Source organism: Polaribacter sp., assembly GCF_024639685.1.
In the GTDB taxonomy this organism is placed as follows: Bacteria; Bacteroidota; Bacteroidia; order Flavobacteriales; family Flavobacteriaceae; genus Polaribacter.
The window spans coordinates 1-14,366 of sequence record NZ_JAHEHX010000010.1 but is presented as its reverse complement, the minus strand read 5'-3'; the positions used below and the strand labels follow the sequence as shown (position 1 = coordinate 14,366).

The 14,366-nt window shown below is 32.4% G+C and carries 16 protein-coding genes; all 16 read left to right on the top strand.

The window, feature by feature from the left end; all coding sequences use genetic code 11:
- Positions 1 to 2,032 (top strand): phage tail length tape measure family protein (locus Q0L44_RS04825; protein WP_296636016.1); only part of this gene is annotated, 2,032 nt, incomplete at its 5' end.
- The gene (locus Q0L44_RS04820; RefSeq protein WP_296636014.1) at positions 2,032 to 4,989 is read left to right on the top strand and encodes a hypothetical protein; all 2,958 of its coding nucleotides are present in this window, start codon (positions 2,032 to 2,034) and stop codon (positions 4,987 to 4,989) included. The genes Q0L44_RS04825 and Q0L44_RS04820, both read left to right, overlap by 1 nt.
- Before the next feature lie 9 nt (positions 4,990 to 4,998).
- Positions 4,999 to 5,145 carry a hypothetical protein gene (locus Q0L44_RS04815; protein WP_296636011.1) on the top strand — a complete coding sequence of 49 codons (147 nt, stop codon included), beginning with the start codon at positions 4,999 to 5,001 and terminating at the stop codon, positions 5,143 to 5,145.
- Positions 5,146 to 5,148: 3 nt separating this feature from the next.
- A complete protein-coding gene (locus tag Q0L44_RS04810; RefSeq protein ID WP_296636009.1) occupies positions 5,149 to 5,661 on the top strand; it encodes a hypothetical protein in 513 nt (170 codons plus the stop codon).
- Positions 5,662 to 5,677: 16 nt separating this feature from the next.
- The gene (locus Q0L44_RS04805; RefSeq protein WP_296636006.1) at positions 5,678 to 6,496 is read left to right on the top strand and encodes a hypothetical protein; all 819 of its coding nucleotides are present in this window, start codon (positions 5,678 to 5,680) and stop codon (positions 6,494 to 6,496) included.
- A 34-nt stretch (positions 6,497 to 6,530) separates the two neighbouring features.
- Positions 6,531 to 6,698: a hypothetical protein gene (locus Q0L44_RS04800; RefSeq protein WP_296636004.1), complete on the top strand. Its 168-nt coding sequence runs from the start codon at positions 6,531 to 6,533 to the stop codon at positions 6,696 to 6,698.
- The gene (locus Q0L44_RS04795; RefSeq protein ID WP_296636001.1) at positions 6,685 to 7,008 is read left to right on the top strand and encodes a hypothetical protein; all 324 of its coding nucleotides are present in this window, start codon (positions 6,685 to 6,687) and stop codon (positions 7,006 to 7,008) included. Before Q0L44_RS04800 ends, Q0L44_RS04795 begins: the two co-directional genes overlap by 14 nt.
- Positions 6,989 to 7,324, top strand: a complete 336-nt coding sequence (locus tag Q0L44_RS04790) for a hypothetical protein (protein ID WP_296635997.1) — start codon at positions 6,989 to 6,991, stop codon at positions 7,322 to 7,324. The genes Q0L44_RS04795 and Q0L44_RS04790 overlap by 20 nt, the downstream gene beginning before the upstream one ends.
- A gap of 29 nt (positions 7,325 to 7,353) precedes the next feature.
- Positions 7,354 to 10,476, top strand: coding sequence for a hypothetical protein (locus Q0L44_RS04785; RefSeq protein ID WP_296635994.1), 3,123 nt, complete (start codon positions 7,354 to 7,356; stop codon positions 10,474 to 10,476).
- Positions 10,476 to 10,700: a hypothetical protein gene (locus tag Q0L44_RS04780; RefSeq protein WP_296635991.1), complete on the top strand. Its 225-nt coding sequence runs from the start codon at positions 10,476 to 10,478 to the stop codon at positions 10,698 to 10,700. The genes Q0L44_RS04785 and Q0L44_RS04780 overlap by 1 nt, the downstream gene beginning before the upstream one ends.
- A gap of 2 nt (positions 10,701 to 10,702) precedes the next feature.
- Positions 10,703 to 11,092: a hypothetical protein gene (locus Q0L44_RS04775; protein ID WP_296635989.1), complete on the top strand. Its 390-nt coding sequence runs from the start codon at positions 10,703 to 10,705 to the stop codon at positions 11,090 to 11,092.
- Position 11,093: 1 nt separating this feature from the next.
- On the top strand, positions 11,094 to 11,552 hold the full coding sequence (locus Q0L44_RS04770) for a DUF5675 family protein (protein WP_296635987.1): 459 nt from the start codon (positions 11,094 to 11,096) through the stop codon (positions 11,550 to 11,552).
- A gap of 15 nt (positions 11,553 to 11,567) precedes the next feature.
- Positions 11,568 to 12,047: a hypothetical protein gene (locus Q0L44_RS04765; RefSeq protein WP_296635984.1), complete on the top strand. Its 480-nt coding sequence runs from the start codon at positions 11,568 to 11,570 to the stop codon at positions 12,045 to 12,047.
- Between the two features lie 220 nt (positions 12,048 to 12,267).
- The gene (locus Q0L44_RS04760) at positions 12,268 to 13,467 is read left to right on the top strand and encodes a phage integrase SAM-like domain-containing protein (RefSeq protein WP_296635983.1); all 1,200 of its coding nucleotides are present in this window, start codon (positions 12,268 to 12,270) and stop codon (positions 13,465 to 13,467) included.
- Between the two features lie 330 nt (positions 13,468 to 13,797).
- The gene (locus Q0L44_RS04755) at positions 13,798 to 14,037 is read left to right on the top strand and encodes a hypothetical protein (protein ID WP_296635981.1); all 240 of its coding nucleotides are present in this window, start codon (positions 13,798 to 13,800) and stop codon (positions 14,035 to 14,037) included.
- Positions 14,038 to 14,106: 69 nt separating this feature from the next.
- A complete protein-coding gene (locus tag Q0L44_RS04750) occupies positions 14,107 to 14,352 on the top strand; it encodes a hypothetical protein (RefSeq protein ID WP_296635978.1) in 246 nt (81 codons plus the stop codon).
- Positions 14,353 to 14,366: the final 14 nt, after the last annotated feature.

Sequence of the window (14,366 nt, the reverse complement as noted above, 5' to 3'; positions counted from 1 at the left end):
CAAAATGGGTAAAAACATGCAGCGTGTTGGCCGTACTTTATCTGTTGGTCTTACGGCACCTATTTTAGCCTTTGGTGGCGTGGCGTTAAAAAGTTGGGATAAACAAGAAAAAGCCATAGCGCAAGTAAATGCTGGTTTAATCTCTACAGGAAATGCTGTTGGTTTTACTAGTGAGCAATTGCAGAAAATGGCATCAGATTTACAAAACACCTCATTGTTTGGTGATGAAGAAATTTTACAAGATGCTACCGCACAACTACTAACGTTTACTAATATTGCAGGAGAGCAGTTTGCAAGAACGCAACAAGCGGCCATAGATTTAAGCACCAGACTAGGTGGCGATTTAAAGTCTGCCTCTATACAATTAGGAAAAGCCTTAAATGATCCGGTGGCTAATTTATCTGCATTAAGTAGATCGGGTATTCAGTTTTCTAAAGAACAAAAAGCCGTTATAAAAAGCCTAGCAGAATCTAACAAATTAGCCGATGCGCAAACCATTATTTTAGATGAATTAGCAAGGCAATATGGTGGTGCTGGAGAAGCAGCAGCAAAAGCAGGTTTAGGTGGTTTTAAGCAATTGCAAAATTCTATTGGGGATTTAATGGAAGATTTTGGAGCTATTATAGCGCAGGCCATTCTTCCTTTTGTAGATAAAATAAAAACAATGATTGCTTCTTTTAAAGCATTATCTCCAGCAACCAAAAAATTTATTGTAATTCTTGCAGGGGTAGCTGCTGCTATTGGACCTATATTACTGTTAGCAGGTACTATTTTACCAGCCATTGCTTCTGGGTTTACCTTATTAATGGGTCCGTTGGGCTTAGTTATTGCAGCCTTAACAACGGTAGGTGTTATCATTTATAAAAACTGGGAGCCTATAAAAGCGCAGTTAGTGGCTATTGCAAATTACTTTATAGACCTGTATAATGAATCTACTGCCTTTAGAGTAGCGGTAGAGTATGTAACACTGCAATTTAAAAATATGTGGTCTGTTGTTAAATTTGTTTTTAATGCAATTTACACCCTTATTACAGGGGTTGTAAAACAAATTATCAATCAGTTTGCATCTATGGGGGCTGTTTTTAAAGGAGCTTTAACCTTAGATTTAGGTGCTGTAAAAAAAGGATTAAGTGATTATAAAAAGGCAACCAAAGAAAATTTATCTAATGTTATATCCTCTTTTAAAGGAGATTTTAACGCACTTACAACAGATGTAGCAGGCAATGTGCAAGATGCTTTAGAAAAGGTAGCCAATAGAAAATACAAAACAATTTTAGAAGTAAAAGTAACGCCTACAGGTCCTGGAGCTTCTATGATACAAGGAGGTACTGTTGGTGGTGGTGCAGCCACTAGACCAACAGCTACTAGACTAGATACTAGTTCTTTTGCAGCTGGTATACAACCTTTGGTAGCTGGTGTAACGCAGTCTGAAGCAGATTTAGATGCTGGTTTAACCAATATCCAGGATCGGTTTGTAGATTTTTCATCAGAAATATCAGGTATTTTAACAGATACTTCAGTAAATATGTTAACTGGCTTTGGTGTTATGATTGCTGGTTTAATAGATGGATCTTTAACCATGGGAGATGTTGCTGGTGGTTTACTTAGAATTATTGGAGATTTAGCTATACAATTAGGTGAAGCTGCAATTAAAATTGGTGTTGGAATGTTAGCTATAAAAGCTGCCTTTAAAAATCCATTTACAGCTATTGCAGCAGGTGTTGCTTTGGTTGCTATAGGAACACTAATTAGTAATGCTGCCAATATTACTTCTGGGGGTGGCAACTATGCAGGTGCCTTTGCAACTGGTGGTATGGTTGGTGGCAACTCTCCAGTAGGAGACAAATTATTTGCTAGGGTGAATTCTGGAGAAATGATTTTAAACCAAGCGCAGCAACGTAATTTAAACGCCATGCTTACACCAAACGCTCAATTGCTTAATGTAGTGCTAGGTGGTGAGCTTACCGCAGATGCTGGCAAGTTAAAAGTAGTATTAGATAAGTATGATACTCGTAAAAACAGAACTAGCTAATGGTTGCAGAATACTTCAATATTAATATTATAGATACTACAGAAAACAATATGCCGCTTGTTTTAGAACGTACACAGGTAAATGCTCCGCAGTTGTTATACAATGGGCAAGAAGATCATTTTGGTCATTTATTTACCTCAGAACTTAGTTTTAATGTTTTGGTAACTACCAACAACGATGCGCATTTTCTACACTTATTTACGGGCTCAGAAACCAAGTATAAAGTAAACTTAGAGTTGTTTGTAAATAATGTACCTTCCGTAGTTTGGGAAGGGTTTTTGTTGCCAGAATTATTTAATGAGCCTTTAAAAGATGAAGGTTATTTTGTAGAATTTGTAGCTACAGATGGTATTGGCTTGTTAAAAGAAAAAGAACTATCCTTGTCTTTTTACCAAGATAAAAAAAGCGTAATAGATATTTTGCATAGCTGCCTGTCTTTAACAGGCTTGTCTCAGTCTATAATTTATGCAGAGGCTTTGCAAAATGCTGGTTTTGCGTTAGATTATCAAGATTTAGCAGTACAAACAATTGCTTATGCTGGCGATACAAATGCATCTGCTTACGGAATTATTAATTACATTATAGAAAGTTTAGGATGTAGGTTGTTTACCTACAAACAAGATTGGTATCTTATTGGTCTCAATAGATTTGCAGAACTAAGTATTGCTGCTACCAAATACCCTCCAAATTCAGAAGATAATATAATACAGCCAGGGGTGGCTTACACTATTACTAGAGACATCTTAGAGCAACCTTATTTTGCAACACCAACTATTTCTGCCTTGCCAGTATTAAAGAAGGCTGTTGTAGATTGGTCTCATAATAATAGTAAGTATATTTTACCAGAAGATCTAGTAACACATTATCCAGTAAATTATGATACAGATTCTACTGATACAACCGTACAGTACTGGGAAATAGTAACTAATAGTGGCATTTCTTTAGAGGTGTGGATAAAAAGCCTTGCTAATATTTTAAATATTAATGAAGATGAATTAACAAAAGATGCCTCATATTTTGGTATTATAGCATTAAGAGATCGTTTAGAAAGGTTAAATGGTCCTTTTTTATCGTTTACGGATTCAGTACCAAATGCCACAGCTTTAGCTAATAATTATGCAAAGCTAATAACTCCAGTATATGTAAATGGTACTACAGATTTAGAAAAATATGCCTCTTTAAAAATAGAGTTTTTTGTTATAGCAGAAAGTACAGCTACCTCAGAAGAATTAGAAACCGCTTTTAATAATCAAGAATTTAATCAGCATTTTTTTAAACTTATTCGATCAGATTATAAAGAAGCAACCGTTGCAGAATCAGAAGAAGTACTAACTAATTTTATTGGTTTTGGTGCGCCAACTGGTGCTTTTGATTTTGAATTGTCTATTGGTACAAAAACAATTTTAGAGCAAGGAACTGTAAATGTAGTTTCAGGAAAATTAGACATTCCTAAAATATTACTAACCAAAGATGGGTATTATAATCTTATGATTTATCCAGTAGTGGCGCATAGCTTACTTACCAATGTTAAAATTTACGAAAAAGTAGAATTTACGATGTCTGAAGATGCTACGGTTACAACTACGGTAGAGCGTGGCGTAGATTTTACAACAAAACATGAGGTAGGTATTTTTCACAATGGCAATGAAGCCAATAGAAGCCCTCAGAGCTTTCTATTTTCAGACACTTTAATGGCTTCTTTAGATGCAGGTACTATTCCTTCAGTAACAGCCTTAACTACTACTCGTTTTTACAGCAAAGAGCCGGTAACTATTAATGGGGCTGTTAATTATTATATTATTACTCTTGGTTTGTATGATGTAGATTATTACAATATTAAAAATGGCTATGAGGTGTATATGAAAAAACCGAATGGCACAATAACATTGGTGCCAACTTCTTTATATACCATAGAGGAAAATGCAGCAGGTGGTGGTAAAATATTAAAACAAATAGATTATGTGCCAGAGCAGCCTACAGACTACTTTCAAGCAGCAGACGAGTTGCATTTAATTTATAGGCTAAATTACCCAGAGCATTGGTTAAACAAATGGCGTAGGGTTGGGGTAGATGAATCTGTTTCTTATGCTACCGCTTTGGCTAGAATGTATGTAGATATACAAAAAAATATGTCTTTTATATTTAATGGAGACTATGCCTTTTTGGTGGGTCCACTAGATATTATACAGTACAACTATACTGCTACGTTGCATAAAATACCTACTAAAATTTCTATGGCTTTAAATAGTAATAGAACTTCGGTAACTGCCATACAAGCTAATGAAGGACCTATACATTATTTAGATACAACAGATGTGCTAGAGCCAACGCCTGTAGAAGCTAGTATTGTTATTAGTAGCAAAGCGATTGCTCCTGGGTTGTTTACTACTTCTTGGGTCTTAAATACAAGCTTTGAGATTGTTGGCTTAAGTCCAGTAAATGCAACCCTTACAGCTATACAATTAGACAATAGTGTGGCTAATGGTGGTTTGCCTACAGGACTAGAAAGGTCTGGTACTATTGTTTCTTCTGAAGGGTTGTTTGTAATAGATTTTCCAACACCTATAGGTACAGATCAAGGTTGGTATAAGGTAGTGGTAAGCCAAGGTATTATACAAAGTAATATTGAGTATGTAGAAGTGGGTACAAATGTGGCACCGCCTGCTAACGGTTATATTACCATTATTAAAGAAGATACAGAGGTTTTAACACCTACGCAAGGAGCGTACACAGCAACGTTTACCAACTTTACCCCAGTAGGTACAGTACAACAAGTTGTTCAGGAAATAGACCCTATAACCTATGCAAATATTGGCTCTGCAAGTGTAACTGTAATTTCTAATTTATTAGCGGTGCAAACATTTACAGTAAGTGGTTCTGGGGCGTATAAAGTAACGGTGGTGGCAACAGGCTACAGCCCTGTTATAGAAAGTAATGAGATAGGGTGGTTTTTTTAAAATAGATAAATGAATAATACCATACATAAAATAGGTTTTAGAGTAGATGAGGCAGTGCAAGATGCCACAGTAGATCCTTCAGAAATAGGGTTTACATTCGATTCTACAATCCATTTTTTTAATGAGATTAATTGGTTTTTTAGTGATAATACATAAGCAATGGATAAAATAAATTTAGGAAATGGAACACAAGGTTCTGGAGATACTGGTTTAGTAGGTGGTGGTAAAATAAATGCCAATTATATTGCTTTAGTGCAAGCAATATTGGGGGTTACTATTTGGTCTAATAGTACCTCTGAAAATTTAGACTTAACTACATTAAATACCACAGATAAATCTAGTCTAAAAGCCGCTATAAATGAACTATTAGAACGCACCAAGCTTATAGATGATAGTTTAACAAGCTCTGTGTTTAAAACATGGAGTGTAGATAAAATAATAGCGTACGTTGCTAGTGAATTTTTAAGTATAGAAATTGGTAGCAACAAATTTACTTTAAGAAAGCATCCTAATAATACAAGCTCTACTACTTTAGAAGTAAACGATATGATTTGCAGTGGTTGGTGGAGTACTACAGAGTTTTGGAAGTTTGCGGTTTATGTTGGTGGCACAGTAACGGATGTAAACAGTTGGAATGTTATTGACACAATAGAAGAAATACCTTTAAATTAATAAATTATATAAACAAATGAAAAACTTAAAATTTTTAATATCAGCAATTGTACTTTTTTTATCTGTAAGTACTTATGGGCAAACTATAGTACATAAGAAAAAAGTAAAAATACAAGATAGTTTAATAGTAAACGGAAATATAAAAACTACAGGCACACTAAACGGAGCATCTGCAAATTTCACAAGTAGTTTAAATGTAGGAGAAAATACTAGCACTGGAGTGATGCATGTAACAGTTGGAAATGGTAGAACAGATAATGGATATTCATATATTGATTTAGTTGGAGACGCTACGTACACTGATTATGGGTTAAGAATAATTAGAGGTAATAGTGGTGCAAATACAGATACGTCAATAATACACAGAGGTACTGGTAATTTTATAGTTCAATCAACAGATGCTGGAAATGTAGTATTATCAACTAATAATACCGAAAGGATGCGTATTGATAACGCAGGTAACGTAGGTATAGGTACTACTAATTCTAGTGAAAAGTTTGAAGTAGGTGGTAATGTAAAATCTAGCGGTACTATTTTATCCGAAACAAACAACGTACAAACAATTACAGGCACAACAAGTTCAGCAACAATAGGAGCTAATATAAATGTGGTAGTTGTAGATACTTCAGTTAATTGCACCTTAACGATTGCTACAAATACAAACATAGCTAGTATAAAAGTTATAAATGTTGGTACAGGGACTGTTTCTTTTACAGCAACATCAGGAGTTTTTATAAATAATATATTAGATGGATCAGTATTAACAACTGAATTTTCGGGAACATTAACAAAAACAGCAACTGGTGCTTTGACTACTTGGATTCTATCATACTAAAAATTAAATACTAACAACTAAATAAATAACAAAAATGAAAACACAAAATTTAAAAGACAAAAGTAAAGATGATTGCGGATGTAAAGACAAAGACAAAGAGCCGTCTCCTGAAACTAATGTAGGTAGTCAATCTCCTGTGGAAGATGAAGAAGAAACGGTGCAAGGTGCTATAATTGGAAACAGGCCTGATGATAGGAAATAAAATTATATTGTATATAGGATTAGTTATAGGTATTCTGACCTACTTGTTTTGGGAATACTTAAAAAATGCTGGGTTTAGTATATTCTATATTGGAAATGCTTTGTTTATTTTTTCACTAGCATTATATATTTTCTTAAAAGATAGAAAATCATTTATAGCTTATGTAATTCTTGGCTTGTCAGTTAATAATCTTTTAGATGAAATTTGGTTTAATCCGATTAAGTTTAATTGGTCTGAAGGTTTTGTTGGGGTTTCAATAATACTATTAGCTTTGTTTAAAAATTATAAAAATGGAAGAAAAAATAAATGAGTATTACGAGTTTCTAGTAAAAATTTTACTTCCTGCTTTTGTTGGAGTTTCTATAAAGGTGGCTATACAAATAAAAAATGAAGGTTTTAATTATACTAGAATTATAATAAGCTTTATTGCGGGTGTTGGTTGTGCTTATTTTTTTTTCCCTTTAATTGAAAATTATACACAAAAAAATTACGTGCCGTTAATTATTGGCTTAATTGCAATTAGTGGAGAAAGGATATCAGAATGGGCTGTGTATAAATTAAAAATAGATGTATTTATTAGTGTTTTTTTAGAGTTTTTACTAGATAAGTTTAATCCTAAAAAATAAGGTTGATGAAAAAAATTAATTATTAAAGTATGAGTTTTGCCAACGCTACAATAAACGGAATTCAAGTAATACAACAAACAGGAACGGATACAGACCTAACGGGAATTACTTCTTTTACTGTTTACAACAATCCCCCAATTAATACTACTCTAGGTTTTGCCATTGGTTGGTTTGGTCAAAAGATATACTTTATAGATCGACCTTTAGAAATTACGGGATCACTCACATGGGATTCTTCTGAGGAAATGTTAGTTACAAGTGCCGATTTTCCCGATGGTAGCTATGATTATTCGATAAAATTAACAGGCTCTAGCGCTAATTTAAACATTGGTATTCAAATTGGTACTAATTTAGATGGGAGTCCAAGATATTCAAAAGGAATTGGTTTAGTTTTAGGCTATAATTTTCGCTCTACTAATACTGTGTTAAGCATTACTACAGGGGGTATGATTATTGAAAGTGGTGCAACAATGACTGTAAATGGATCCGAAATACAATTAGCTAGTGGGATTCTTGTAGATTCTAGCCTTACAGCGGCTAACTCCGTAGTATTTAATGATACTAAAATAACTGACATATCAGATTTAGGTAATGGTAAGCAAACAATAAGAAATGCAGCTGATTCAGACATCGTACAATATAATGATGTTGACTTTGATTCAAAGTTCGTAGCTAATAGATTTATAAACTTAAGTGGCATTGATACTTTTTCAGGAAGATTTCTCAATACTTTTGTACAACCTCATAGAGCTGAGACAGGAGCGCCATCTGTAGGCGGTAAAGTTACTTTAGAAAATGTTATTTATGCTAAAAATTATAATTCTTTTGATTATCAACTTGTAGGAAATTCAACAACTGCAACAGATAATCAAGCCGTAGAATTAACAAACATAGATATTGGTACGAGTGTTAGAACAAATCAACCGAATATTGGATCAGGAAACTTCGCTTTAGGTCATTTGTCAATGTTTCAAAATGTTAAGGTAACAGTAAAAGATACTTCATTTAATGCTATTCAAGATTGTAAGGTTAGAATACCAACTACAAATAGTGGAAACAGAAACAATACACTTATAGGTGGACAGTTTATAGGCAACTTAGATTTTACAGGATCTACTTATACCGTATATACAGACCAAACAAACGTAAGTGGAGAGACTACGCAATTTAAAGTTCTTACAGGTAGATTATGGAATGATAGTCTTTCTAACCCTACAATAATATATGATTTGTATGGAAAATCGCAAGTTGCAGGAGAGGACAAATTCGACATACAATTTAGATCATATTTACACAATTACGCTACGCAAGAATCTGTTTTTAAAGCAAGTAGTGATTTAGTTTTTGATCGAGTATTAACGGCAGATACAAATATTACCGAAACAAATAAAACAACTGTAGATGCTTATACAGATTTGGGAACATCTCAGAAAATATATGATTCTTTTAAATTAGAATGGCTAGACCTTACTTTAAATAACTTAATAGTTAACAGGGTTGGAAATCAAATAGATTTAGATCAGACCGCAACAAGTTTGATTATAGACGCAACAGCTGTAAGTGTAAGAGATTTAACAGGAACTACAGCAACGGTTAAAGCTTCAACTTACACAAGTGGAGCTGTAACTACAGCAAGTGGAACCGTAACAACTAGAAACGGCGCTTTATTAAATGGTGGTACTTTTGATTGTGATGTTAACTACGAATCAGGGGTATCAACTACATTAACAAATGTAACTGTTAATGGAATCTTAGACTTTGATACAGCAGGTACTAACCTCTTAGACGGTTGTACAATTAGCAATGCCACTAATAGTAGTGGTGGCAACATTACTTTGACACTCTTAAACGGGTCAACAGTAACGACTAATACTGGTCCTAATATTACGCTAAATCAGCCCGTTAATATAACCGCTCCAAATATTATAGACGGTTCAAGGGTTCAAATATACAACGTAACTAAATCATCTGAATTAGATAATAGTGTTGTAAGCGGCGGTAGTGGTTATAGCCTGGAAGTCAATTTATTAAGTAGCGCCGTTGATATTGGTGATACAATTAGGTTAAGAGCAACCTATCAAAACGGAAGTACTGCAAGAAAACCTTTACTATCAAATAATGTAATTACGATATTTGGATTAAGTTTTATTGATAGTCAAGAAAATTTAGCGGCATACAGTGCGCTTGGAGTTGATGGTGCAACTGTTTCTGAATATAATATAGATTCAAATACAGGGCATTTACAAATAGATGCGAACGATTCAGGTTGTGAAAGTACCAAACAGCGAATTGTAGCTCGGTACTACTATTTAATTACCTTAGCCGATGGGATAGACAGATTTTTCAATGCCATAGTGTTAGAAGATGAAGCTAATGCGGTTATTGATCGATCTATAACTACGTTAATGTTAGATAATATTGGTAATTGTACGTTAAATTTAACTGATAACAATTTTAGGCTGTACACTTCGGATAATAGTTCTTGGGTACAAGATCCACCAACGGGCGGTTTTGGTGTAATTTCTGATTCTGGTAAGGTATATGCGGTTAACCAAGATCAGATAGAAACAATAGTCAATGCTATAAAAGCTAAGACGGATTTATTTAATTTTACAGGGTCAGATGTTAAGGCTACTTTAGACGGTGAACAAGTCGTGGCTTCTAATATGAGGGGTACTGATGAAGCAAACACAACGACGCCTCCGACAGTTTCAGAAATACAAACAGGGTTGGCTACAGAAGCTAATGCCACGGCAAACAAAAATAGTATTATTGCAGGGCTTGATGCTAATGAGGCTAAGATTGATTTAGTAGAAACAAAGTCTGAGGCTGATACTAGACAAGCAGCATTAATTTTAGAACACAATAAAACACAAACTGATATATCTGAAATAACAGGAATTGATCAAACGCAGTTTCATAATTATTTGAACAGCTATGAAAATAAAGATAACTGGAAAGCTGTGGTATCTAATTTATCAACTAAAACAGATGTTACTACAGCTAAACAAGATATTATTAAATACCAAGAAGCAGACCAAGTTAAAACTACTACTAGATTAATAAAAAAAGAAAAAGGAACTGAAAATATATTAGTAGAAAAAAATTATACGACAGATAATGAAGGATCAGAATTTTTAACAGAAATATAATGAGCTGGGATATACTTAGGTTCAAAACAGGAGGTGAAGGTAACACAATTTATTTTCCTTCAGATGCTGTTATTGGTGTAATTCAAGACGATGAAGTTACGGCTTACATAGACGATACTATTGTTGTAGCTGTTTTGCAAGATGATGAAGTTACGGCTTTTGTAGATGAAGAATCTAGTGTTGTTGTGGTAGAAGAAAAAATAGAAATAAATACAATTATTTAATTATGGGAATTAAAAGATATAAAGGCCAGCCAAAGCCAATTGTAATTGTTACAAAAAATAAAGATGGTATTGCAGCAAGTGCTTTAGAAGTGTATAATAAAACGTATGCAGATATTTTAGAAGTGGCTGTTAATTTAAAGAAAAATTTAGCTACAGATCAAGATGTTGCTTATTTACAAAAGTTAAAAACCAATGGTGGTATTACCATAGATACAGATAATCATACGTATATAGTTAGCTTAAATGTTTCGGATTATACTAATTTACCTGTTGGGAATTATTATTTAACTTTAAATATACAAGTTTCAGGTATTGCAGACTTTATAGAAATAGATCTAGGAACAAAAAACAATCGATTGTTTTCTGTGGTTTCTGATACAAATAGAGCGTAATATGGAAATAGATGTAGTAAGATATAACAGTCAAGAAGATTTTACTGATGGTATTTTTTTAATCAATGGAGGGTTTCAAGTACATACACTTGAAGATGAACAAAGAAATAAAAAACTATACGGAGAAACAAGAGTATGGGCTGGTAGATACTTGGTAGTGCTAAGAACAGAAGGGGGTTTTCATCAACGTTATTTAAAAAAGTTTGGTGCAGATTTTCATAAAGGAATGCTATGGATTAAAAACGTTCCAAAATTTAACTATGTTTTAATACATATTGGTAATGACGATGATGATACTGATGCGTGTTTATTAGTTGGGATGTCTAACAATGCTGATGAAAAAGGATTTATTGGAAATTCAACAACAGCATATAAAAAAATATATCCTCAAATAAGGGATGCTATTTTAAGTGGAGAAGAAGTGTTTATTAACTTTTATGACAGTGTGTATGCTGTTTAAATATACTTAGAAATTATGAAATGGTTAGGATTAATAAGTAATTTATTAGGAATAGGTAAAGGAGCGTTAGAAAGACGCTCTGCCTTAAAAAAAGCAAAGTTAGAGAGTGATTTAAAAGTAATTGAGGCTAGGGCAAACGCCCAGGTAAGTCGAATAAATAGCAATACTGTTTCAGATAATCAACTGGATTTAATGGCTAAAGAGCAACAAGCTACCTCATACAAAGATGAAGTTGTAAGTTTTATATTTTTAATGCCGTTAGTTGTTGCTACTTTAACGCCTTTTTTAATTGCGTATAATACATCAAACTGGATAACATTAATTGATCATTTTGTAAAATCTTATGATTCTTTAAATAAATTTCCAACGTGGTACATTGTGGGAGTTGTTTTAGTGGTTATTGATATACTAGGTTTTAGGTCTTTTTTAAGAAAAGCATTTACTGCTTGGTTAGACAAAACAATGTCTAAATTTACTTTAATAAATGACAAATAAATGACAATTTTTTTTATAGATTTTTTAAAGTGCTGTTTTTTAAGTATTTATATAGTTTATATGTCTCCCTTCTAAGGAGGCGGTCATAGGTTCGAATCCTATCGGGCTCACACTAAGGTTTACCAGTAATGGTAAGCCTTTTTGCTTTTTGTAAGTGTTTTTAGCTTTGTTGTATTTAGTTATATTTTGTTATATTTAGCCAGTTATAAATGACAAATAAATGACAAATATTATTACTTACACTTTAAGATTAGATACTAGAACGTCTCAATATAGAAAAAAAGGGTTTCCTGTAGTAATATTTCTTCATAAAAATAAAGCTCAAAAAAAAATTAATTTACCTGTGTTTTTTGAATTAAAAGATTGGAATTTTAAAAAACAGCTTCCTAAAAACAACAAGCAAATAGCTTTATTAATTAATAAAAAAAAAAATCTACTAGATGAAATACATTTAAAAAGTTTAAATGGTGAATTGTTTCATTTAGATCATGTAAAAAAACTACTTTTAAATGATTTAGATTTTGTGCCGGCACAAACATTTACGTCTTTTTATAAAGAATATATGAAAGAGTTGTTATTGGCTAATAAAATAGCAACTTATAAGAAGTATGAAAACGCTTTTAATCAGTTACATATTTTAAAAAAAACGATTGATTTTGCTGATTTAAATTATGTATTTTTTCATTTATTTAAGGAAGCTCGTTTACGTTCTGGAAATAGTAAAAACACAGTTCATACTTATTTAACCGTTTATAGATCTGTTTACAATGAATCTGTAAGGCGTGGTATTACTGCAGATAAAAAACCTTTTTTAGATGTTTTTAAAAGTGTTTTTGTAAAAGCAAATAGGACCAAAAAAAGGAATATTTCTAAAGAAAGTATTATTTTGTTAGAAAATGCAATAGATTTAACCTTTGCAGAAAAAAGAGCTGTTAATTTATTCTTACTACTTTTTTATTTTGGTGGCCAAGATTTAAAAGATGTTTATTACTTAAAAAAATCAAACATTGCTAATGGTAGGGTTTACTTTATGCGTGGTAAATTAGATAATGCTGGATTTCAATTTGATTTAAAAATACACGCTAAATCTCAATTTATTATAAATTTATATACGGCTCCTGGAGAGTTTGTGTTTCCTTGGAGAAAAGACTTTACAGGTTATAAAACTTTTAGAGATAATTTTAGGAGAAATTTAATTAAAGTTCAGCAGAAGCTTGGTATAAAAATACTTCCTTTAGGTGGTTCTATGGGGGTAAAAGTTGCTAGACATAGCTTTGCTACTATTGCAAAAAATTTATTTATTGATGGTGATTTATTACGTGAGTTAATGGGGCATGAGCGTAGTGAAGTAGATACTATCTATAAAGATAAATACTCGGAATCTGTAAGAGATGCAGCTTTATTTAAGATAATTTCTTAAAAAGTTATAACTTATTTTATATAAATTTATATATATTTGTATTTAAGTTTGCTAAACTATGAGTTTGTTTAGTTTTTAATTTAATTAAAATACAATGAAAAAAGGAGTAATCACAAAAGGGATAGAATCTTTAGTATCATTTGAAATAAATTTATTGCTATTTAGATTAAAAAAAATTGGTGAATATATTAAAATGTATTTTACCTGGTGGCGGTTTGCTGGAAAACAGGCTAGGGATAAGTTTTATAGATCGAAGTAGTAACGCTCCTTGTATGTGGAGCGAGGAACGAGTTACATTATACAAATTGTTATTAACTGAAAATTAAAAAAATGATTACAGATAAGGAACTTGAAAAAATGGGCATTATATACGAAGGTAGTAAGTTAAAGCCTGATAGATACTGGTGTAACACAAGCCAAACACAAATGAGAATAGACACTAAAACAGCTACTGTTGAAAGTGTTATGACTATGATATTTGAAGAGGGTTACACGCAAGGTATAAGTACAGGTAAAACACAAAGAAGCACTGAAATAAAAAGGCTTTTAAATAACGAATACCTTTTTTAATTTATTGTTTATAACTGAAATGGTTAAGGTTAGTTACGATAAATAAAACAATAAAATAATAAATAAGATATGACACCAGAAGAACATTATAAAGAAGTAGTAAAATTGGATATAGATAAATTTGATAAGAAAGCACGTAAGTTTGATTATTATGATTTATTAGACTTTGCAGAAAGTTACTATAAAAAGAAATTAACTTTAATTGATGTTGTGAAATCGTTTTATTGTGATGATGAAAGTGAATGCAATTTGAGTAGATGCGAAACACAATGTAGAGTATGTAGAGGTGTTGAACAAACATTTGCTAAACAATAATATGTTTTACAACG